The 21,799-nt window shown below is 50.6% G+C and carries 24 protein-coding genes and 1 tRNA gene; 10 read left to right on the top strand and 15 right to left on the bottom strand.

What is annotated here, in order from left to right; all coding sequences use genetic code 11:
- The first annotated feature begins 34 nt into the window (after window positions 1–34).
- Window positions 35–568 (top strand): lipocalin family protein, encoded by a 534-nt coding sequence (locus tag M2371_RS17860; protein ID WP_172895706.1) that lies wholly within the window; start codon window positions 35–37, stop codon window positions 566–568.
- Here the strand turns inward: M2371_RS17860 and sugE are convergent.
- Window positions 565–882, bottom strand: a complete 318-nt coding sequence (sugE, locus tag M2371_RS17855) for a quaternary ammonium compound efflux SMR transporter SugE (protein WP_034492734.1) — start codon at window positions 880–882, stop codon at window positions 565–567. The genes M2371_RS17860 and sugE overlap by 4 nt on opposite strands.
- 228 nt (window positions 883–1,110) lie before the next feature.
- Between sugE and M2371_RS17850 the strand changes: the two genes are divergently transcribed.
- Window positions 1,111–1,701, top strand: coding sequence for a response regulator transcription factor (locus M2371_RS17850; protein ID WP_259268348.1), 591 nt, complete (start codon window positions 1,111–1,113; stop codon window positions 1,699–1,701).
- 45 nt (window positions 1,702–1,746) lie between these two features.
- Here the strand turns inward: M2371_RS17850 and ecnB are convergent, their stop codons facing one another.
- The 3 genes from ecnB to efp all read right to left on the bottom strand — a co-directional run bounded on the left by ecnB (window position 1,747) and on the right by efp (window position 2,757).
- Window positions 1,747–1,893, bottom strand: coding sequence for a lipoprotein toxin entericidin B (ecnB, locus tag M2371_RS17845; protein ID WP_034492730.1), 147 nt, complete (start codon window positions 1,891–1,893; stop codon window positions 1,747–1,749).
- Between the two features lie 102 nt (window positions 1,894–1,995).
- The gene (locus tag M2371_RS17840) at window positions 1,996–2,130 is read right to left on the bottom strand and encodes an entericidin A/B family lipoprotein (protein ID WP_115631353.1); all 135 of its coding nucleotides are present in this window, start codon (window positions 2,128–2,130) and stop codon (window positions 1,996–1,998) included.
- Window positions 2,131–2,190: 60 nt separating this feature from the next.
- Window positions 2,191–2,757 (bottom strand): elongation factor P, encoded by a 567-nt coding sequence (gene efp, locus M2371_RS17835; protein ID WP_034492727.1) that lies wholly within the window; start codon window positions 2,755–2,757, stop codon window positions 2,191–2,193.
- 40 nt (window positions 2,758–2,797) lie between these two features.
- Here efp and epmB point away from each other — a divergent pair, with 40 nt between their 5' ends.
- Window positions 2,798–3,826 carry an EF-P beta-lysylation protein EpmB gene (gene epmB, locus M2371_RS17830; RefSeq protein ID WP_259268347.1) on the top strand — a complete coding sequence of 343 codons (1,029 nt, stop codon included), beginning with the start codon at window positions 2,798–2,800 and terminating at the stop codon, window positions 3,824–3,826.
- Window positions 3,827–3,943: 117 nt separating this feature from the next.
- Here the strand turns inward: epmB and M2371_RS17825 are convergent, their stop codons facing one another.
- From M2371_RS17825 to M2371_RS17810, 4 genes are all read right to left on the bottom strand, one after another.
- Window positions 3,944–4,315, bottom strand: a complete 372-nt coding sequence (locus M2371_RS17825; protein WP_269474353.1) for a DUF4156 domain-containing protein — start codon at window positions 4,313–4,315, stop codon at window positions 3,944–3,946.
- A 140-nt stretch (window positions 4,316–4,455) separates the two neighbouring features.
- Window positions 4,456–6,099 carry a chaperonin GroEL gene (groL, locus tag M2371_RS17820; protein WP_034492712.1) on the bottom strand — a complete coding sequence of 548 codons (1,644 nt, stop codon included), beginning with the start codon at window positions 6,097–6,099 and terminating at the stop codon, window positions 4,456–4,458.
- A 48-nt stretch (window positions 6,100–6,147) separates the two neighbouring features.
- Window positions 6,148–6,441, bottom strand: coding sequence for a co-chaperone GroES (locus tag M2371_RS17815; RefSeq protein ID WP_034461121.1), 294 nt, complete (start codon window positions 6,439–6,441; stop codon window positions 6,148–6,150).
- Window positions 6,442–6,578: 137 nt separating this feature from the next.
- A complete protein-coding gene (locus tag M2371_RS17810; RefSeq protein WP_259268346.1) occupies window positions 6,579–7,064 on the bottom strand; it encodes an FxsA family protein in 486 nt (161 codons plus the stop codon).
- 340 nt (window positions 7,065–7,404) lie between these two features.
- Here M2371_RS17810 and aspA point away from each other — a divergent pair, with 340 nt between their 5' ends.
- The 6 genes from aspA to M2371_RS17780 all read left to right on the top strand — a co-directional run bounded on the left by aspA (window position 7,405) and on the right by M2371_RS17780 (window position 13,179).
- Window positions 7,405–8,841 carry an aspartate ammonia-lyase gene (gene aspA / locus M2371_RS17805; protein ID WP_034492708.1) on the top strand — a complete coding sequence of 479 codons (1,437 nt, stop codon included), beginning with the start codon at window positions 7,405–7,407 and terminating at the stop codon, window positions 8,839–8,841.
- Between the two features lie 112 nt (window positions 8,842–8,953).
- Entirely contained in the window at window positions 8,954–10,255 is a 1,302-nt protein-coding gene (locus M2371_RS17800) for an anaerobic C4-dicarboxylate transporter (protein ID WP_172895709.1), read from the top strand.
- Window positions 10,256–10,352: 97 nt separating this feature from the next.
- The gene (gene cutA, locus M2371_RS17795; protein ID WP_259268345.1) at window positions 10,353–10,676 is read left to right on the top strand and encodes a divalent cation tolerance protein CutA; all 324 of its coding nucleotides are present in this window, start codon (window positions 10,353–10,355) and stop codon (window positions 10,674–10,676) included.
- On the top strand, window positions 10,652–12,367 hold the full coding sequence (locus M2371_RS17790; protein WP_259268344.1) for a protein-disulfide reductase DsbD: 1,716 nt from the start codon (window positions 10,652–10,654) through the stop codon (window positions 12,365–12,367). The genes cutA and M2371_RS17790 overlap by 25 nt, the downstream gene beginning before the upstream one ends.
- 46 nt (window positions 12,368–12,413) lie before the next feature.
- Complete coding sequence (locus tag M2371_RS17785) at window positions 12,414–12,989, top strand: transcriptional regulator (protein WP_034492700.1); 576 nt, start codon at window positions 12,414–12,416, stop codon at window positions 12,987–12,989.
- A 114-nt stretch (window positions 12,990–13,103) separates the two neighbouring features.
- Window positions 13,104–13,179: transfer RNA gene (locus M2371_RS17780), tRNA-Phe, on the top strand.
- A 145-nt stretch (window positions 13,180–13,324) separates the two neighbouring features.
- Here M2371_RS17780 and M2371_RS17775 read toward each other — a convergent pair.
- From M2371_RS17775 to M2371_RS17745, 7 genes are all read right to left on the bottom strand, one after another.
- The gene (locus M2371_RS17775) at window positions 13,325–13,783 is read right to left on the bottom strand and encodes a GNAT family N-acetyltransferase (RefSeq protein ID WP_172895712.1); all 459 of its coding nucleotides are present in this window, start codon (window positions 13,781–13,783) and stop codon (window positions 13,325–13,327) included.
- 182 nt (window positions 13,784–13,965) lie between these two features.
- Window positions 13,966–14,280: a BON domain-containing protein gene (locus M2371_RS17770; RefSeq protein WP_034492695.1), complete on the bottom strand. Its 315-nt coding sequence runs from the start codon at window positions 14,278–14,280 to the stop codon at window positions 13,966–13,968.
- A gap of 101 nt (window positions 14,281–14,381) precedes the next feature.
- A complete protein-coding gene (locus M2371_RS17765; RefSeq protein WP_172895713.1) occupies window positions 14,382–15,503 on the bottom strand; it encodes a DUF4056 domain-containing protein in 1,122 nt (373 codons plus the stop codon).
- Window positions 15,503–16,636, bottom strand: coding sequence for an outer membrane protein assembly factor (locus tag M2371_RS17760; RefSeq protein WP_259268343.1), 1,134 nt, complete (start codon window positions 16,634–16,636; stop codon window positions 15,503–15,505). Before M2371_RS17760 ends, M2371_RS17765 begins: the two co-directional genes overlap by 1 nt.
- Window positions 16,636–17,610, bottom strand: a complete 975-nt coding sequence (locus tag M2371_RS17755) for a porin family protein (RefSeq protein WP_259268342.1) — start codon at window positions 17,608–17,610, stop codon at window positions 16,636–16,638. Before M2371_RS17755 ends, M2371_RS17760 begins: the two co-directional genes overlap by 1 nt.
- Window positions 17,611–17,658: 48 nt before the next feature.
- On the bottom strand, window positions 17,659–18,810 hold the full coding sequence (locus tag M2371_RS17750; protein ID WP_232062505.1) for a BamA/TamA family outer membrane protein: 1,152 nt from the start codon (window positions 18,808–18,810) through the stop codon (window positions 17,659–17,661).
- Window positions 18,807–20,420, bottom strand: a complete 1,614-nt coding sequence (locus tag M2371_RS17745) for a mechanosensitive ion channel family protein (RefSeq protein WP_172895715.1) — start codon at window positions 20,418–20,420, stop codon at window positions 18,807–18,809. The genes M2371_RS17750 and M2371_RS17745 overlap by 4 nt, the downstream gene beginning before the upstream one ends.
- Window positions 20,421–20,634: 214 nt before the next feature.
- Between M2371_RS17745 and M2371_RS17740 the strand changes: the two genes are divergently transcribed.
- Window positions 20,635–21,729: a GGDEF domain-containing protein gene (locus tag M2371_RS17740; RefSeq protein ID WP_051873614.1), complete on the top strand. Its 1,095-nt coding sequence runs from the start codon at window positions 20,635–20,637 to the stop codon at window positions 21,727–21,729.
- The last annotated feature ends 70 nt before the right edge of the window (window positions 21,730–21,799 follow it).

Here is a 21,799-nt window from a genome sequence, read left to right as displayed (position 1 = left end):
CTACACTTAGCAAAAAACCGAGAAGGAATTTGCTATGCGCATCTGGCCGATTATCACCGCCCTTGCAGTTGCGTTTCTCGTTGTGTCCTGTAGTTCACCCACTCCTCCACCTGGCACCAAAGTAGTGAATAATTTTGAGGCTAAACGGTACCTGGGAAAATGGTACGAAATTGCCCGCATGGACCATAAATTTGAACGTGGGCTGGAGCAAGTCACGGCAACTTACAGCACCAGGGATGACGGTGGCATTCAGGTCATCAACCGAGGTTTTAACCCCGACAGGCAAATGTGGCAGCAAAGTATTGGCAAGGCCTATTTCACCGGCGACCCAAGCCGGGCTGCCCTGAAGGTTTCATTCTTTGGGCCGTTTTATGGCGGATATAACGTAATAGCCATCGATAAAGATTACCGGCACGCACTGGTGTGCGGGCCGGATAAAGATTATCTGTGGATCTTGTCCCGCACGCCGACCATCAGCAATGACGTGAAACAGCAAATGCTGAACATCGCTACGCAGCAGGGCTTCTCAGTCGATAAACTTATGTGGATTAAACAGCCCGCCAGTTAGTGGGTGCTGAGCTTCAGACCAATAATACCGATGACAATCAACGCCAGGCTCGCGATGCGGGCCAGGCTTGCTGATTCGCCTAACAGTATAATGCCAGTGGTTGCAGCGCCAACGGCCCCAATCCCGGTCCAGACGGCGTAAGCCGTGCCCGTCGGCAGCGTTTTCATCGACCATGACAACAGCGCGACACTGACGATCATCGCCACAACCGTGATGACACTTGGCCACAAGCGGGTAAAACCGTGGGTATATTTCAGGCCAACGGCCCAAACGACTTCTAGCAAACCGGCGATAACAAGAACAAACCAGGCCATATACAGCTCCAGTCAATGGGGCCGTCCCCGGAATAAAGACGCGCTTATGGGTCGTCCCATAAGGCGGGTGAAGGCGCTATTCTAGCAATCAGATGGTGAGTTGTTAAGCCAGGAATTGGCTGCAAAACGACCCGTATATCCACAATTCACTTTTGGTATTTTTTCATATTATGTGCACTCTTCAGAATTCAGAAAAGGCTGTATCAGTGAGTTACGCGAACGGTAAGTATGCATAAGATATTGTTAATTGACCGCTGCCATTATACCCGGCAGGGTTTTAAGAACTGGCTCAGTCAAAATACTGCATTTACTATTTCTGAAACTGATAACTTACTTTTAGCCCGTGAAAAAATAATACAGTGGCGACCTAATCTGGTTATTGCCGATTTTACAAGCTTTGCCAGTTCGCTACATAATATCCAACAACTTTCGTCGATTTATTCCGCCTGCGGCACATCGATTCGTTTGATGCTACTTAACAGCATGCGTCATGAAATGATTGAAGAGTATTGCCTGGCACAAGGCTCACGCTCGATATATAACAAAACCGTGCCACTGCCTGAGTTGTACGCAGTCATTCACAAACAACTGAGCGCGCGCCCACCCTTTAATTCTGACAGGCAATTCACATCACCATTACTCACCTTACGTGAGGAGCGCATATTAAAGTTATGGACCGACAGAGCCAATAATGATTTTATTGCCAGCATGATGGGGATTAGCACGAAGACGGTATACACCTATAAGCGTAATATTCGTATGAAGCTCGGCATTAGCAATCGCTTTTCATTATTTATCGAACAGTATCAGTCATCATGAAATAAACAACGGTACGGCGAAGATACCGTACCGTCCGCTAATACATTAATTCTGCGCTTTTGTTGCGGCCCCGGAAATCGCCTGACCACCATCCTGAATATCTTCACCCATACCTTTGGTGGTATTACACGCAGTAAGTAACGACGAAAGCACTATGAGAGAAAAGAACGCTGCAATAGTTTTCTTAATCATGACCGTTTCCTTTTTTGACCATATTGTTTGTGTATAGCAGTTAAAGCATAGACAAAAATTGGCAGGCTGAAGGAAAAAGCAGATTTTTAGGAGTGTTGGTAATTACTTGTTTGCAGCGCGCTCGATGGCACCGCCGAGGTGTTGCAGGTCTTCGCCAAAGCCACGGGTGGCGTTACAGCCAGTGAGAACAGTGGTTAACAACGTGATGAAAAGTAAATGTTTAATCAAACGGCTCATCTTCCCTGCCTTATGCAAGCGGCGGTGAAACACTCAAGTTTCACCGCCAACCTTCACGTATTACTTAACGCGAGAAACGTATTCGCCAGAACGAGTATCAACTTTGATGATTTCGCCAGTCTGAACGAACAAAGGTACTTTAACCACAGCACCAGTAGACAGTGTTGCAGGCTTACCGCCAGTACCAGCAGTATCACCTTTCAGACCTGGATCGGTTTCCACGATTTCCAGCTCTACGAAGTTTGGTGGCTGAACAGCGATTGGACGGCCGTTCCACAGGGTCACGATACATTCGGCCTGATCCAGCATCCATTTAGCGCTATCGCCAATGGCTTTCTCGTCAGCTGCCAGCTGCTCGAAGGTTTCGTTATTCATGAAGTGGTAGAACTCACCGTCGTTGTACAGGTAAGTCAGGTTCATATCGATAACGTCTGCGCCTTCAGCGGAGTCAGTAGATTTGAAGGTTTTTTCTACGCGGGTGCCTGTCAGCAGGCGGCGCATTTTAACGCGAGCAAAGGCCTGGCCTTTACCTGGTTTCACGAACTCACTGGATTCAACCGCGTAAGGTTCGCCTTCGAACATGATTTTAAGACCGGCACGGAAATCGTTGCTAGAATAAGTCGCCATAAGGCCCTCTGAAATTGTTAATTGGTAGCTTAGCCAAAAAATGGCACACATTGTAACCCTAAATCCCCCCCGCAGAGAAGATTGGTTGACGCAACTTGCCGATGTTATAACCGATCCTGATGAACTGCTGCATATTTTAGAGCTAAACGCTGACGAAGTGCTGTTGGCGGGACGTGATGCGCGTCGACTTTTTGCTTTGCGCGTACCGCGAGCTTTTGTTGCGCGCATGGAAAAAGGCAATCCGAACGACCCACTCTTACGCCAGGTCCTAACCTCAAAAGAAGAGTTTATCGCCGCGCCCGGTTTTAGTACCGATCCTCTCGAAGAGCAGCACAGCGTGGTGCCCGGTCTGCTGCACAAATACCGCAACCGCGCGTTATTGCTGGTTAAAGGCGGATGCGCGGTTAACTGCCGCTATTGCTTCCGCCGCCATTTCCCGTATTCCGATAACCAGGGAAACAAGCGCAACTGGCAGGCCGCTATCTCATACATCAGTGAACATCCGGAACTGGACGAAATTATTTTCTCCGGCGGTGATCCGCTGATGGCGAAAGATAGTGAACTGGACTGGTTGATTAGCGAACTGGAAGCCATCGGGCATATTAAACGGTTACGCATTCACAGCCGCTTGCCTATTGTCATCCCGGCTCGTATCACCGAAACACTGGTGGCTCGCATTGCGCGTTCACGCTTGCAGGTGATTCTGGTTAATCATATTAATCACGCGCAAGAGATTGGTGACGAGTTCAGAGCAGCGATGACGAATTTGCGCCTGGCTGGCGTGACGTTACTCAACCAAAGCGTTTTGCTGCGCGATGTGAATGACAATGCACAAACACTCGCGCAACTGAGTAATGCTTTATTCGATGCAGGGGTAATGCCGTATTACCTGCATGTGTTGGATAAAGTGCAGGGCGCGGCGCATTTCATGGTGAGTGACGATGAAGCACGCAAGATTATGCGTGAATTGCTGACGATGGTATCAGGCTATATGGTGCCTAAACTTGCCCGTGAGATTGGCGGTGAGCCGAGCAAGACCCCGATAGACTTGCAGTTACGGCAGAGCTGAACGTTTTCGAGAATTTCGCCCTCACCCTAACCCTCTCCCCCAGGAGAGGGAAATGTACGGTTTTCTCCCTCGCCCTTTTAGGGAGAGGGTCGGGGTGAGGGTGGTTTCACCCAAAAATCAATTCGGGCACTTATAAACCTGGCCAGTCATGGTGCTGGCAGTCGGAGCGAAGCTCGACAGCAAGTTTTGACTCGGGCTGCTCACGCCGTACAGCACGTTACCGCCCATTGCCGCAGCGTTATTACGCAGAGCATTTGCCGCGCCACGCATAGAACCGCCTTCACTGCCCTGCTGCCCGGAAAACCAGTTACTTTGCTCACCGGTTGCATTTCCTAATAGCTGGCATTCAGTGCCTGGCTTATCCTCAACAAAACGGACGCCCTGCCCACCAGCAGAAAGATCATTGCTGGTGCTACAGCCTGCCAGCAGCAGCGCTGCTACAGCCATTCCTGCTGAAACTTTAATGCGCATGTTGTTCCCCGTTATCAATGCTGTCTTGAAAAGTAGCGGGCCGTCTTCGCCCGGTGAGATCTTATACCAGACTGCGACCAAAAAGAAAAAACCCTCAGACATTTCTGCCTGAGGGTTTTCTTAACACGGTGTAACTTCACACCAGGTGTTGGGGCAAATTACATCATGCCGCCCATGCCACCCATACCGCCCATACCTGCGCCGCCTAAGTCAGGGCCGTCAGATTTTGGCATATCGGTAATCATGCACTCGGTGGTGATCATCAGGCCAGCCACGGATGCTGCGTACTGCAGAGCAGAACGAGTCACTTTGGTTGGATCCAGGATACCCATGTCGATCATGTTGCCGTATTCTTCAGTTGCTGCGTTGTAACCGTAGTTACCGTCGCCCGCTTTCACGGTGTTAGCAACAACAGATGGCTCTTCGCCGCAGTTCAGAACGATTTGACGCAGTGGAGCTTCCATCGCGCGCAGCGCAACTTTGATACCCACGTTCTGGTCTTCGTTCTGGCCACGCAGTTCAGACAGTTTAGAAGCCACGCGAATCAGCGCAACACCACCACCGGCAACCACGCCTTCTTCAACCGCAGCACGGGTAGCGTGCAGGGCATCTTCAACGCGTGCTTTCTTCTCTTTCATTTCAACTTCGGTAGCTGCACCGACTTTGATTACTGCAACGCCGCCAGCCAGTTTAGCTACGCGCTCTTGCAGTTTTTCACGGTCGTAATCAGAAGTTGCTTCTTCGATTTGCTGACGAATCTGAGACACACGGCCTGCAATTGCAGGTTCTTCACCGTTACCATCGATGATGGTGGTGGTGTCTTTGTTGATCACGATACGTTTTGCCGTACCCAGATCTTCCAGAGTCGTTTTTTCCAGCTCCATACCGATCTCTTCAGAGATAACAGTACCGCCAGTCAGGATAGCGATGTCTTGCAGCATAGCTTTACGACGGTCGCCAAAGCCTGGTGCTTTAACAGCAGCGACTTTCACGATACCGCGCATGGTGTTAACAACCAGAGTTGCCAGCGCTTCGCCTTCAACATCTTCAGCGATGATCAGCAGTGGTTTACCTGCTTTCGCAACGGCTTCCAGAACTGGCAGCATTTCGCGGATGTTGGAGATTTTTTTGTCAGCCAGCAGGATGAACGGGCTGTCCAGTTCGATAGAACCGGTTTCTGGTTTGTTGATGAAGTACGGAGACAGGTAGCCACGGTCAAACTGCATACCTTCTACAACGTCCAGCTCGTCTTGCAGGCCAGTGCCTTCTTCAACGGTAATAACGCCTTCTTTGCCCACTTTTTCCATCGCTTCAGCGATAAGTTGGCCAACGGTCTCGTCGGAGTTAGCAGAGATAGTACCAACCTGAGCAATTGCTTTAGAGTCAGAGCAAGGAACAGACAGGGCTTTCAGCTCTTCAACAGCGGCGATAACAGCTTTATCGATACCGCGCTTCAGGTCCATTGGGTTCATGCCTGCAGCAACAGCTTTCAGGCCTTCAGTGATGATGGACTGAGCCAGCACGGTTGCAGTGGTAGTACCGTCGCCTGCCGCGTCGTTCGCTTTAGAGGCAACTTCTTTAACCATCTGCGCACCCATGTTTTCGAACTTGTCTTCCAGTTCGATTTCACGCGCTACAGAAACACCATCTTTAGTGATAGTCGGTGCACCGAAAGATTTATCCAGAACAACGTTACGGCCTTTAGGACCGAGGGTAACTTTCACTGCATCTGCCAGTACGTTAACGCCACGCAGCATTTTCACACGAGCGTCATTACCGAATTTTACGTCTTTAGCTGCCATTCTTAACTTTCCTTAAATTCGTTTATGTTCGTTCAGTTAGTGCGCGTATTACGCTTCAACAATTGCCAGGATGTCGCTTTCTGCCATGATCAACACTTCTTCATTGTCGATCTTCTCAGACTTAACACCGTAACCATCGTTGAAAATCACGATATCGCCGACTTTAACGTCCAGCGGTTGCACGTTACCGTTTTCCAGGATGCGGCCTTTACCGACAGCGATGATTTCGCCACGAGTTGATTTGCCTGCTGCGCTGCCAGTCAGAACAATGCCGCCCGCAGATTTGGATTCAACTTCTTTACGCTTGACGATAACGCGGTCATGTAATGGACGAATGCTCATGTGATAGCTCTCCTTTGAGAAAGTCAGTATCAATTGTTTAGGTAACGCCGGCCCAAAATGGGTTATCGGCTGGTGACCTGAGAGATGGGGATGAGCCTTCCCCCCTTCAAGGGGGAAAGCAAAAAAATTTTCGATTTTTAACGATTGTGACGATCGTCGTTATCGCGACCGTCTAGCTGCTTTGGCGCATCATCTTTACGTTGATACTCACCGTCGAACGTTGAACCACCGCCAGTACCCGCGCTAAAACCGCCGCCCGGCGTGCGCGAGAAACGTAAATGCGGCATCAGTTTCAGCGTCAGATGCTTTTGCACTGGTGGCAGTAGCAGCAACAAACCGAGGAAGTCGGTAAAGAAACCCGGTAACAGCAACAGCAGGCCAGAAATGATCAGCGAAACGCTTTTAATCATTTCAGCGGCCGGGCTTTCACCCGCTGCCATTTTTTGCTGCATCAGCATGAAATTTTTAAAGCCCTGATTGCGAACCAGAGACATACCAATAACTGAGGTGAATATCACCAGCACCAGTGTCAGGAAGACACCCATCACATGAGCGACTTGAATAAACAATGAAATCTCTATGTATACATAGAGAAAGACGGCAATTAACGGTATCCAGCGCACCGTACACTCCTGTAGTTGGGCAAGCGCCTTCAGGCATTTGCGAAAATAGGTTAGCGATTATGCATAGCCAAAGAGATGGCGACGCCTTAGCCAAAAATCAATCTTCGTGCCGCATTATTTTTTTGGAAATTTTCAACAATTGATCGGCATCACATATTAATAATTGTTATGTGAGATGACCTTTAATAAGTGATCCAGATTACTGCTTTTCGCTATCATCAGCATATCATCACGGCACGCAGACCGAATATGGACATAATCGTCGGTCTATTCATCGCACAACCAGAGATCCTGTGTGTGCAATGATCAATCAATGGCAGCTTTAATTAAGAAGGTTCACATGTTAAATAACATTCGTATCGAAGAAGATTTGTTGGGTACCAGGGAAGTGCCAGCGGATGCCTATTATGGTGTTCATACTCTGAGAGCGATTGAAAACTTCTACATAAGCAACAGCAAAATCAGTGACATCCCTGAATTTGTACGCGGCATGGTTATGGTTAAGAAAGCAGCGGCAATGGCGAACAAGGAGTTGCAAACCATTCCGAAAAGCATTGCAAACACCATTATCCAGGCCTGCGATGAAGTGCTGAATAACGGCAAGTGCATGGACCAATTCCCGGTGGACGTTTACCAGGGCGGTGCCGGTACTTCCGTCAACATGAATACCAACGAAGTGCTCGCCAACATTGGGCTTGAGCTGATGGGCCACCAGAAAGGTGAGTACCAGTACCTGAATCCGAACGACCACGTCAACAAATGCCAGTCCACCAACGATGCCTACCCAACCGGTTTCCGTATCGCGGTGTACGCTTCTATTGTGAAACTGATTGATGCCATTAATCAGTTAGGCGACGGCTTCCAACGCAAAGCAGTTGAGTTTGAAAACGTTCTGAAAATGGGCCGTACTCAGTTGCAAGACGCCGTGCCAATGACGCTGGGCCAGGAATTCCATGCCTTCAACGTCTTGTTGAATGAAGAAACCCGCAACCTGCTGCGCACCGCAGAGCTGCTGCTGGAAGTGAACCTCGGTGCGACCGCAATCGGTACTCGCCTGAACACGCCAGAAGGTTATCAACAACTGGCAGTGCAGAAACTGGCTGAAGTCAGCAACCTGCCATGCGTACCCGCCGAAGACCTGATTGAAGCGACCTCCGACTGTGGCGCATACGTCATGGTTCACAGCTCGCTCAAACGCCTGGCGGTGAAAATGTCGAAGATCTGTAATGACCTTCGCCTGCTTTCTTCCGGCCCACGTTCCGGCCTGAACGAAATCAACCTCCCAGAACTGCAAGCCGGTTCTTCTATTATGCCAGCCAAAGTAAACCCGGTAATTCCAGAAGTGGTTAACCAGGTTTGCTTCAAAGTGATTGGGAATGACATCACCGTCACCATGGCTTCTGAAGCGGGCCAGCTGCAGCTGAACGTAATGGAACCTGTAATTGGCCAGGCGATGTTTGAGTCCATCCACATCCTGACCAACGCGTGCTACAACCTGCTGGAAAAATGCATTAACGGCATCACCGCGAATAAAGAAGTATGTGAAAGCTATGTCTACAACTCGATTGGTATCGTCACCTATCTGAACCCGTTCATTGGTCACCACAACGGTGATATCGTGGGCAAGATTTGTGCTGAAACCGGCAAGAGCGTGCGTGAAGTTGTGCTGGAACGCGGCCTGCTTACCGAAGCCGAGCTGGATGATATTTTCTCCATCAACAACCTGATGCATCCAGTTTATAAAGCGAAGCGTTATACCGATGAAAATGAACAGTAGACCAACCGGTAGTTAAAAAAAGGCACGTCCATTGGACGTGCCTTTTTCATTTCTACGTTAAACAAAAACACAACATATAATTATCAAATAATCAAACACAAGGAAGGAAATCATGTTTGGAGCTGAACTTGTTATCGTGCTGCTAGCGATATACCTGGGAGCCAGACTCGGCGGCATAGGCATTGGCTTTGCTGGCGGTTTTGGTGTGCTGGTTTTAACGCTGTTTTTCCAGATTAAACCCGGGGCTATCCCGTTCGATGTAATCGAAATCATCATGGCCGTTATTGCCGCCATTGCTGCCATGCAGGTGGCGGGGGGAATGGACTACCTCGTCAGCCTCGCCGAAAAATTACTGCGTCGTCATCCAAAATACATCACATTCCTGGCACCGTTGGTGACCTGGTTTATGACGATTCTGGCCGGAACAGGCCACACGGCGTTTTCCACGCTGCCGGTCATTACCGAAGTGGCAAAAGAGCAAGGCATTCGCCCATCTCGTCCACTGTCTATTGCCGTTGTCGCCTCGCAAATCGCGATTACTGCATCACCGATTTCTGCGGCAGTGGTGTTCTTCGCCGGTATTCTGGAGCCGTTAGGCGTCAGCTATTTGACCCTGCTGTCTATCTGCATTCCCGTCACGCTGGTTGCCGTTATGCTGACGGCTATCGTCTGTAACTTCCTCGGCTGCGAGCTGAAAGACGACCCGGTTTATCAGGAACGCGTCGCAAAAGGTGAAGTGAAACTGCGTGGCAGCAGCGTCTTTGAGCTGAAACCACACGCTAAACGCTCCGTTTTGCTGTTCCTTATCGGTATCGTCGCGGTGATGTTCTACGCCACTGCCATCAGCGACACCGTGGGCCTGATTCAAAACCCAATTCTGCCGCGTAACGAAGCAATTGTGGTGTTCATGCTGACCATCGCCACGCTGATTTGCATCACCTGCAAAATCGACACCGGTGAAATTCTCAATGCCAGCACCTTCAAATCAGGCATGAGCGCCTGTATTTGCGTGCTGGGTGTGGCGTGGTTAGGCGATACCTTCGTCAAAAACCATATTCAGGATATCCAGGCTGTGGCGGGCGATTTACTGCAAAGCTATCCGTGGATGTTGGCGGTAGTGCTGTTCTTCGCGGCCACTCTGCTCTACTCCCAGGCAGCGACCACCAAAGCATTGATGCCAGCGGCTTTGATGCTCGGTGTTAGCCCGCTCACCGCTATCGCCTCTTTTGCTGCGGTTTCTGCGTTGTTCGTATTGCCAACCTACCCAACTTTGTTGGCGGCGGTAGAAATGGACGACACCGGTTCCACCCGCATTGGTAAGTACGTGTTTAACCACGCGTTCCTGATCCCTGGCGTGATTGCGATTTCGCTGTGCGTGATCCTCGGCTTCATCGTCGGCGGGCTGATTCTGTAAATCTTTTAAAACACGGGTCGCCCTGCGGCCCGTTTAACACCTCCCCTCGCTCCCCCATGCTATAGTCACCGCTGACCCACCAGATACGAGGTTAGCTATGCCGACTACCCAGGCTATTGTCATCCTTTGTACTGCCCCGGACGAAGCCACCGCGCAGGAACTTGCCGCGCTGGTGCTGGCTGAAAAACTGGCGGCTTGCGTCACCTTATTACCCGGTGCCACCTCGTTGTATTACTGGGAAGGGAAAATGGAACAGGAGTATGAGGTGCAAATGCTGCTCAAAAGTGACATTGAGCATCAGGAAGCCCTGCTGGCTTGCCTGAAATCGCATCACCCATACCAAACCCCTGAATTGCTGGTTTTGCCAGTTACCCACGGAGATAGTGAATACCTCTCATGGCTCTACGCATCTTTGCGCTAATCTTTGCGCTCTTCAGTTCACATGCATTCGCCGGTCTGTTCGACAACCAGAGCAAATCTCAGTTTGTTCCCGTCGACCAGGCTTTTGCCTTTGATTTTCAGCAGTCTGAAAACCAGCTCAACCTGAACTGGCAGATAAAACCGGGCTACTACCTTTATCGCCAGCAAATCAAACTCAACCCAGCCCAGGCCGAACTCGCACCGCTGGACCTGCCGAAAGGCACCTGGCATGAAGACGAGTTCTACGGCAAAACTGAGATTTACACCCAACGGCTGAATTTGCCGGTCACAGTGAAATCGGCGGCCAAAGGGGCGACGGTCAGTGTGACGTATCAGGGCTGCGCCGAAGCGGGATTCTGTTACCCGCCTGAGACCCGCGTGGTGCCACTGAGTGAAGTGGTGGCATCGGCTGACTCGCCTTCCTCCCTCTCTCCAGGGGAGAGGGTCGGGGTGAGGGATTCAGACAACACTGAACCCACCCAACTGCCGTTCTCCGCACTCTGGGCATTCTTAATTGGCATCGGCATCGCCTTCACGCCCTGCGTGCTGCCGATGTACCCGCTGATTTCCGGCATCGTGCTGGGGGGCAAACAGCGTTTATCCACCGCTCGCGCTCTGCTGCTGACCTTCATCTATGTGCAAGGCATGGCGCTGACTTACACCGCGCTTGGCCTTGTCGTCGCTGCCGCTGGCCTGCAATTCCAGGCCGCGCTGCAACACCCTTACGTGCTGATTGGTTTATCAGCGCTGTTTGTGCTGCTCGCCGCGTCCATGTTTGGCCTGTTTACACTCCAGTTGCCGTCGTCGCTGCAAACTCGACTTACGTTGATGAGTAACCGTCAGCAAGGGGGTTCCGCAGGCGGCGTATTTGCCATGGGCGCACTGGCCGGGTTGATTTGCTCGCCCTGCACCACCGCGCCGCTGAGTGCAATCCTGCTATATATCGCCCAGAGCGGAAACATGTGGCTCGGCGGTGGCACGTTATATCTGTACGCGTTAGGCATGGGTTTACCGCTGATGCTGATCACCGTTTTCGGCAACCGTCTGCTGCCAAAAAGTGGCCCGTGGATGGAAACCGTCAAAATCGCGTTCGGTTTTGTGATCCTTGCACTGCCTGTTTTCCTGTTGGAACGCATACTGGGAGAACCGTGGGGCGTTCGGTTATGGGGCTTGCTTGGCGTGGCGTTCTTCGGTTGGGCATTTATCACCAGCCTGCAGGCAACCAAATCCTGGATGCGAGTGGTGCAGATAATCCTGCTGGGTGCCGCGTTAGTGTCGGCAAAACCGCTGCAAGACTGGGCGTTTGGTACCCCCGTCGCCACCAGCCAGGCGCATCTTAATTTCACTAAAATTGCCAACATTGAACAGTTGGATAAAGCGCTTGCTGAGGCAAAAGGTAAGCCGGTAATGCTCGATTTGTACGCTGACTGGTGCGTGGCTTGTAAAGAGTTCGAGAAATACACCTTTAGCAATCCGCAAGTTCAGCAGCAACTGGCCAATACCGTTTTACTTCAGGCAGATGTCACCGCTAACAATGCGCAAGACAACGCGCTGTTAAAGCATTTACAGGTTTTAGGGCTGCCAACCATCCTGTTCTTTGATACAACTGGACAGGAACAGCCCGATGCACGCGTTACCGGTTTTATGGATGCCAACGATTTCCGTACGCATTTGCAGAAACACGCGCAGTAAACAACACTAATGTGGGATAAACCGTTGAACGACGGAGGAGAAAACCGTGCAACGCGAAGACGTACTTGAGCACGCCCTACACGTCCTTGAACGTGAAGGCATTGCCAGCACCACCCTTGAGATGGTCGCAACCGAGGCTGACTATCCAGTCAATGAGATTCGAAACTTCTGGCCTAATGGCGAAGCTCTGCTGTACGACGCCCTGCGTTATTTGAGCCAGCAAGTGGATATCTGGCGTCGCCAGCTCGTGCTTAACGAAGAGCTATCGCTTGAGCAGAAGCTATTAAAACGCTACGAAGCCTTGACCGAATGCGTCAACAACCATCGTTATCCGGGCTGTCTGTTTATCGCTGCCTGCACGTTTTACCCGGACGCGTCGCACCCGATTCACCAGTTGGCCGATCAGCAGAAAAAGGCCGCATGGGAATTCACTCATGAAATGCTAACGCAACTGGAAGTGGACGACCCAACGATGGTGGCTCACCAAATGGAACTGGTGCTGGAAGGTTGCCTGAGCCGTTTGTTGGTCAAACGCAGTCAGGCAGACATTGAGACTGCTCGTCAACTTGCCGAAGACATTCTGCGCTTTGCGCAATGCCGACAAGGTGGCGCATTAACCTGATGAGTGATTTTCTCGCCAATATGAATGAAAAGCAGGCAGTTAAACGCATTTAATCCGTTTTTTATGACAAAGCCGTTGACGCCCAACGGCCTTTACGGTTTAATGCGCCCCGTTGCCCGGATAGCTCAGTCGGTAGAGCAGGGGATTGAAAATCCCCGTGTCCTTGGTTCGATTCCGAGTCCGGGCACCACATTTAGAAGAACCCGCCTATGGCGGGTTTTTTGCTTTCTGCGTTAAATAAATCTCAATTTGTAGGGTGGATAAGCGCCAGCGTCATCCACCAACTTGCCCAGAAAGCGTCGGGTGACGCTACGCTTACCCGACCTACGAAATACTCACAACACCAGCGTCATAAAGCGGCTGTTCGGGTCGAGTTGATAATCCGCGAACGGTTCGCAATCCACAAAGCCATGCTTGAGATACAGATGATGACAGGCCGCAAACCCTGGCTGAGTACCTGTTTCAAGGCTGATGCGCTGAAAACCCCGTTCACGCGCCACGTCCAGGATATGCAGCAAGAACTGATTCGCCACGCCACGGCGTAAAAACTCCGTCGCGGTGCGCATGGATTTCAGCTCGCAGTGCTCATCATCGAGCATTTTCAGCGCACCAATTCCGGCTAATTGCTCCCCTTCCCACGCCGACCAAAATGTCACGGTCGGGTCACGGAGTTTTTGCACATCTAAAGCATGGCTGCTTTCTGGCGGAGATTGCTCCAGCATGCCGGAAATATGATAGGCCACTAATGCCTGCACCGCCGGGTGCGAAAGATCGTCGGTTTTGATGGTGAACATGTTCGGCTTCCTGGTTGTTAGTTACATACTTGTAACATCAAATCGAACAACCGCATGCCAGTCCAATAACGATTACTTATGACGCTGATTTTTAAATACGATCACAACTCATTTTTTGAAATGAGCATAAGCAGGAAAATGACAACGCCCTTTTCCTGCTTATTTGAAGTTCAATATTGTTATTACTTCACGATCAGATCGTTCTCAACGGCCTTCACGCCTTTAACCGATTTGGTGACTGAAACGGTTTTATTGGCTTCTGCCGCAGAAGAGACGAAACCGCTGAGCTGTACGCGGCCTTTGAAGGTTTCAACGCCAATAGCTGTGGATTTAATAGATTTTTCAGCAAGTAACGCAGATTTCACTTTTGTAGTGATCACGCTGTCGTCAATGTAACCACCAGTGCTTTCTTGTTTTGATGAACCCGCGCAAGCTGTTAATAGAGTCGCCGCCACGGCTAACGCACAAATATTAAAAAACGTGTTTTTATTTTTCACAATTAATACCTCACATTGAGTCCAACGAATATATTACCCTACAGATGCCCGGTAGACAGTAGCCCTACCCAGCAGTCATTTCTTATTTTGCACAAATAGACTCACTTCTTCATTTGCTGGAGCTGTATCTGGTCGGCGTATTTGGCTTGTTCAGCCAGCGCCGGGAACTGTGCCGGAAGGTAGAAACTATCCGGTACTTTAAGGCCGCGCATGTCACTGCCGGTATGGATTTGCAACTCGCCAAGCTGGCTTATTGTTACACCCGCGACGGTTGCCGGCATCAGCAGACGGTAAGGTTTTGCCCTTTCAAACGGCACGGGCGTCGGGAAGCGGTTTTCGCTTAAATCGTAGTTACGATTGAGCACCAGAAATTTATCCGGCACCCGGCGTTTGCTGTTCCACCAGTCACCGTCAACTTCGCGAAATTTCCTCTCCGTTTCTGTTTTCCGCACCGCACCAAGTTGCACCAGCGCTTTGTGCAACGCTTTATCCATCGCGGCATTGTAGGCCTCAACCGAGCGGCCATGGCCATGCAGAATCACGTTTATCGCAAGCCTGGCACCCAACAAATTCGAGTACAGATCTTCTGGCGAGAAAGCGGATATTTCCTCAGAAAAGCCGGGGACAGACTGGAATCCATACCACTGGGCAATTTCATGCCATTGTGCCAGTTGAAACGCGAGATGCCCCGCAAGCCAGGCCGCAATCGTGTAGCGTTCAACCATAGAGGCTGGCGGCGTGAAGGCATGAAGCTGGACACGTCGCACGCCCAGTTCTTCGCTATAAAACAGACGCCAGTCCTGGCCGAGTCGGGAATAAATCTGCGTAAAAAGGTAGAAGGTGTTATCGGCAGTATCGCGGACGTGGGCGATATCAATAAAGCCCCCACGGTGGGTGTAAATCAGGCCGCTTTTCTCTTCGCTCAGACCAACGATATTTTTAACCGCCCCCAGCGCGCTGTCGTTATAACGATGCTGACCGAGCGTCGAGAGCGTCAGAATATTACCAATCTGATAGACCGGAATCGGCACGCCCACCGCGCGGACTTGTAAATCGTAGCCAAACGCGCAACAAGGGCGCAGCGACTCGGGCGCGGTAAGATCTTGCGCCACCGGCCACACGCGTCTCGCCTGTTCGAAAGGCAAGATATCTGCGGGCTTCGGTGATGCGCCAATACTCTGAAATGCCACGCCCAATAGCGCTGCCAAAAACCAAACCCGCATTAAAATGCCTCCGCCACTTGAAAGTAAAATCCAGCGCTTTCTTTTCCAAATCCTAAGTCGAGGCGGATGTTCATGTCTGGCTTCACCTCGAAACGATAGCCTGCCCCCACGGTCGGTAGCAGCGGGTTATCTGACAAATGTTGCGGGCTGTCGCCCAGCGCCCCTGCGCCAATCCATAAAACGTAGCCGTGTCGCCAGTTGAGCTTTTTACGGTATTCCAGTTGCGTGCTCACCACGTCTTTATCGCGATAGCGCCCCTGATAATAACCGCGCATTCGGTTGTCATCGCCAGCCTCAGACAAACGATCCCAGGGCACATCACCCCGTGCAAAACGTCCCCAAAGATCAAACGCCAGAACGTCCTGATCGTTGAGCGGATAGTAATAATTATATTGCAGTTGCAATATGGTGAAGTGGGTATCTGAGCCAACCGCAGGATCAAAAAGGCTGTATTCAGCACTGAAAAATTGCCCGTGCTGGGGCCGGGTGATCACATCCCGCGAATCGTAGTTAATGGCAGCGGTAACACCGGAACTGTTCGAGTTACCGCCCGCATCGTAGCGGGAAAAGTTATCGTCAGGATGCGGTTCATCAATATCTTCAGCGTCGTAAGTTGAATAATCCCAGCCTAAGCCTGCATAAAGATTATCAACCACCTGACGCATAATCTGCGGATGGAGACTGAATGACTGCTGAGTATATTTTTGTTCGTTACCTTGTGCGGCGTTGTAGCCAATCCCCCAAAACCCGGTTGGGATTTTTGCCAGAGAAGCATCAACAAAAAGTCGCCATTCGTCACCGCTAAAGAAGGTGTAGTTCTTCATACCCATTCCCAACGCGCCGCTGCTGCTGACGAACCCGGTAAACGATACCGAAGAGTTCTGGGTCACACGATCGTTCGGATCAACACGATAAATCCCGGCGATCGCCGTTCCTAAACCGAGTTTCAGCTCCGGGGTATAAAATGGCCCAGGCAGCACGCTCCAGTTAATACCTTTGCTGGCATCATACTGGTTATCGGCACCGAGCTTTCCCAGAAAACCGTCGATCTCTTCGCGCGTCATTGCGTCCGTGGTGGCCGGTATCATCATGAGGCTTAACAAACTCAAAAATAGCGCGCCACTGTTGTTCATTAGAATCGGTATTCGCCTGCGATGAAGAAGCTATTACGCTCGTTAAAACCAATCTCAGTCAGCACATTAAAGTTTTGTGTGAGCTCGTATTGCGCACCGATAAGCGTGTTCCACGGTGAGGTGAGGTGCTGCTTAACGTCAAAGCGCCCTTCGTTATCTTTATTCACCGCGCTAATCAGCGGCTGAAGTTGGGGAGGCATCTTCAGGTCAGCAAGGCTGCCTTTGAACTCCTGCTGAACGTCCTGATACATCGCCCCCACCCAGACGCTTAAATGCGACGGGCCGGAAATCGATGGCATATCAAAACGATAACCCACGCGTGGCGATATCGTTACCGCCGAAATTTTACCGTCGAGAATGTCGAAATCCGTGCGCGTGTAGTTGGTGTCCACCAGGGTAAACCAATTTTTATAGCCACCCGCCAGCGTAAAACCGGTGCCGTAGGTTCGGCCTTCGAAATCGAGTGTGAAATCAATATCCTGCAAATCACCGCTTTGGTTCAGGCGATGCACCGACGAGGCAATAATCCGGTCAATACCGGTGTATAACGACGGGTCAGCATCAACCGAAACGTTCGAAACCGACGAGCCTTTGGTGTAGCCCACAATCCCATAGATATTCAAAAACGGGAACACCCACATATCGAGGCGCAAGTTTTCCGATTTGCTGCGCTCGCGTGTATGGCCGACGTCAATATTAAACATATCGCTGGGAATCGGGTGCGCCCCCAGTTTCAGCCCGGAGAAAGTAATGCTATCGACATCAACATTCTGGCGCATATTCATGTAGCTGAGATTCACGCCAAACGGCAGTGGGATGGAGTATCCCCGCGCACGAGCTTCATCTCCCCAGATAGGAAACGTGCTGCTCTCTGTCGCTGTATCCGTTGCCGCGCCAAACGCCGCTCCGGATAAAAACAGTAACGGCAGTGCAATCAATTGACACTGTTGCACGCCCCTTAGCATTGTTTTCATTACGTTCTCTTTTAATGTCTGCGTTGTCAGTCAGGCGGCAAATTCCTTTTACAGCCCCGCCCCTACGTTGAAATAGACCGCTTGTTCATTGTCGCTAAACGCAACATCAATTCCGGTATGTAAACCAAACTGGCGGGCAATCAGGTAACGGAACCCGCCGCCATAGGCCACTTCGGTTTGCTCATAAAGTTCATCCGCTTCTTTGCTGGCACTCCCCGCGCCAACAAACCCCTGCAATACCCAGCGCGGTGTCATCTGCCATTCGAGCTGCGCTTGCACGGTGCTGACGTAATCCCCTTGATAACGATAGCGCGAGATCCCGCGCAAATTAATGTAGGGCCGCGCCATCGGGGGCAAATGTTTATCGTGACGTGACAGCGATTGATAATTTGCCGCCAGCGCCAGGGTGAAATCAGTGCTCAACGGTTGGAAATATTTCCCGTCGAGCGTCAGCGTGTCGTAGCGATAATCGCCACCGAGGAAGTTGGTATAGAACTGGTATTCCCCGGTGACGGACAACCCATTACGCGGGTAGAAAAAGTTGTCCGTGGTGTCATATTCTGCCAGTAACCCGACACCAGAGGTAGAGCTTTCCTCACCCAGGACACGTTGTAACCCACGGTTAATAAAGGTGTTATCAGCAGAGATTTCCATATTCGCATAAAACTGCGACGCACCGACAAAAAATGGCGAATCGGCCACGCGAAACAGCAGTTTTTGTATTCCGCCGTAGCCTTTCGTTTGAGTGCTAACGCCCTTTCCCCGGTCAAAGCCTGCAATATCACCAGAATAGATATCCAGATTAATATCGGCATAACCGAGCGCCACCAGATAGCGAATTCCGTCATTGTTCCACGTGTGGCGATGCCCGCCGCCGACAAACCAGGTGCCGTTTTGCGTCGCCCCGCCACCAAACGCCGACATCGCTGGCGGTATTTTTCGCCCGTCAGTGCGGGATTTTGACGCTTCGCTATCAGCCGTGTCATGCAAGAAAAGACCAAACAAGCCGCCGCCGTAGCCTATCGCCGGTTCGGTGATCACCACCGGAATCGGCAAAAAGCCGTAGCGGTTTTCACTCAGATACTGGCTCATGTCCAGCATACCGTCGGAGTCGTCGATAAATCCGCTGGCACGCGCATCTGCGGGTAACCACAGTCCGACGCAAAGAAGTGCTGCAAAGGCGCGCGTGAAATTATTCATGACGGTTTTTCAGGCTGTATGGCCGGGGGTGCAAACCAGTTTTCTGGCGTCACCATCACCGCATTTTCCGGCTGATTGACGAAATTCGGCGACATAATCTGCACGTTAAATTCGTTAAACACATCCTGAATATGGCTGTGCAATTCGCTCTTCACCCCTGCCAACGATTCACCCGGGCGCAGTTTGACCTGCAATTCATAGGCGATATACCAGTCCATCAAATTAAGCTGGCGCACCAGCGGCGGCGTATTTTGTTCAATGCCGTTGGTACGTTTAGCGGCCAGTTCAAGCATCGCGTGAACCTGCCGCCACGGCGTGTCGTAGCCGATGGTGACGCTGGTCGTCAGATTGACGCCACCGCCCGGATTTTGCGCACTGAGATTGGTGATTTTGCCGCTGACCACCACGGCATTTGGCACCGTAACAATGTAGTTTTCGCGGGTCAGAATTTTGGTCGCCAGCATACCGACTTCATTGACCAACCCTTCGTTATCGCCAATACGAATCACATCGCCTTTGCGCAGCGCGCGGGAATAAGTCAGCACCAGGCCGCTCATGGCGTGGTTCATCACCCCCGCGGAGCCAAGCGTTAACATCAAACCAAAGAACACGCTGATCCCCTTAAAGGCCAGCGAATTAGCACCGGGCAGGAACGGATAAGCCGCCGAAAGAGCAAACAGCCAGACCATGACGGAAATGAGTTTGCGCGTGGCACCGACCGTTTCAGGATGCAGGCCCGGCACCATCATCTTGCCGCCCTCAACACGTGTCAGCAGGATTTTCAGCAACTTCAGAATGAAGGCGGTGATTAAAAAGATAATCAAAACAATCAGCAAACCGGGGAACGCGGAAACAATAGATAACGCGATTTTCTGAAACACATTAATCGACCAGTCTCCGAGTGATTCTCCCCAGACTCGCGTCCACGGAAAAAGCCGGAAGATCCAACTCAGCCAGACATAAAACGCGGCGATCCCCAGCAAAATCATCAGTAAACCGTAAAGATAGCCTTCAATTGCACCAACCAATTCACGCCATTTCGCCGGAATAAGCCCCTTTTTCTGGCTGACTCTTGCCTCAAAGTAGCGCTTCACTCTGCGCCAGGATCTGAACGCGCCATAGAACAGCAACCCTAAAGCGGCCGTTCCGACCAGCGTTTTTACCGTCGCGATGGCGAGATAAGACGAAGAATACTGATCCTTTAACGAAGCACGCTGTTCATCCATGCGCGTTAATACCCGCTGTGCGGCCTGGTCGAGGGTTAAATCATCGCCTTCATCCAGGTCACCTTCCGCCAGTAGCATCACGACTTTACCGTTAATGGTGAAGAGCCGTCCTTGCTGGTTGTAGCGCTGAACCGGGGTAATTTGCACAGGATGGCGGATATCATCTTCACTGAGCGAACGTAGCATCTGACGGATGCGCAGCACACGTTCTTCCGGTGTCGTCAGGCCGAATTTGGCCTGCAACATAACAATCGGATGGTGAAAAATATAAACCGTGCGTGCTTTATCCTGTTCAGAAGGAAGTTGCCGTGGTTCAGCCGCATGCAATGCACAAGAGGTATACAGAGTGGTCCATGCCAAAAAAATCAGCAGCGCCCTAATCATATTTATCACCCGGAAAAGACAGAATTTTGTTTTATTATTCAATCACACGAGATTAATCGCACCCGTCTCTATACTACGTTGAGCATAGACCAGCGTGAGGCATATTCAAGATAACTTGAGAGATGTTAAGGAGTTGCCTGACGCGCATTTCACCTGGTGGCATCTCAAGGGCACGCAGGTTATCATTTGTTAAATTTATAAAGGAGCGGGATGAGTGGACATTAATCACAGCACGGGCGAAAGCGTCATTACCAGCACCAAAGGCTATATGTGGTTTTTGTCTTTGAATATTATCTTCTGCGCCTGGTTATTATTACGTGGCACGCACCGGAGCGACGTTGAAGACCTGCCGCTGATGTTGCAAATACTGTGCGGGTGCATCATTGCTCTTTCATTAATCAATCTGCTGATCACGGTAAAAATAAAGAAGAACATTAACGATGGTTTCTACCACAAACTGCTGCCCTTTGTGGTTCTGGCGTTTGGGCTATTGTGGTCGGTGTTATTTTTGAACTTCACTCTTTATTATCAAAACCCGCTTATCACACTGATGTTGACCGTCTCGGTATTATTACCGGCGACCATCACCTTTTACATTTCAGGGCGTTTGCTGCTGCTATTCTCCGCGCCACTGGTTGTCTGCTTGCTGTATGTCGAATTCTTCTTACAGGATAAATTCAGCGTGGCGCAGGTGGTCGGGGCCGTGATCATGCTGATGGTGATTTATTCTGCCCGCTACATTCTGCTCGAGTGGTACCAGCGCGTTCAGCGTAGCGAATACGAGAAAAATATTCTGATTAAGAAGCTGGTGCAGCAGGCGCATTACGATGCGTTGACCGGATTGTTTAACCGACTCAGCATGACGAGTTTCTTTGAAGAGTGTGTCAGCGCGCTTGCTGGCAACAAAAAGAAGCTGTTCATGATTGTAATGGATATCGATTTCTTCAAACAATACAACGATATGTATGGTCACGTTGCCGGAGACAAATGCCTGATTAAAGTCTCGCAATGCATTGAAAAATCTTTGCGTAAAGACAGCGACAGCGCGTTTCGATTTGGCGGTGAAGAGTTCGTGGTGCTGACCGTCTGCGATGACATCTCACAGGTAAAAGCTATCAGCCACAGGATTCAGCACAATATTGCTCATGCGCATATTGCCCACAAAGGTTCGCGTATCTCCTCGGTGCTCACCATCAGCCAGGGCATAGCGCAATGGCAAGAAGGAATGACGCTCGAAGCACTGGTTGAAAAGGCAGATCAGCAACTTTATAAAGCCAAGGAACAAGGTAGAAATCGGGTAAATTACTAAAATATTTAATTAAGATAATTTAAATAATTCCAGGAAGTAATTACATTTATTTTTTCTCTTCCCATCCCAT

The sequence above is a fragment of the Buttiauxella sp. BIGb0471 genome, from assembly GCF_024807715.1.
Taxonomy (GTDB): domain Bacteria; phylum Pseudomonadota; class Gammaproteobacteria; order Enterobacterales; family Enterobacteriaceae; genus Buttiauxella; species Buttiauxella agrestis.
This window is presented reverse-complemented; position numbering and strand designations above follow the sequence as displayed.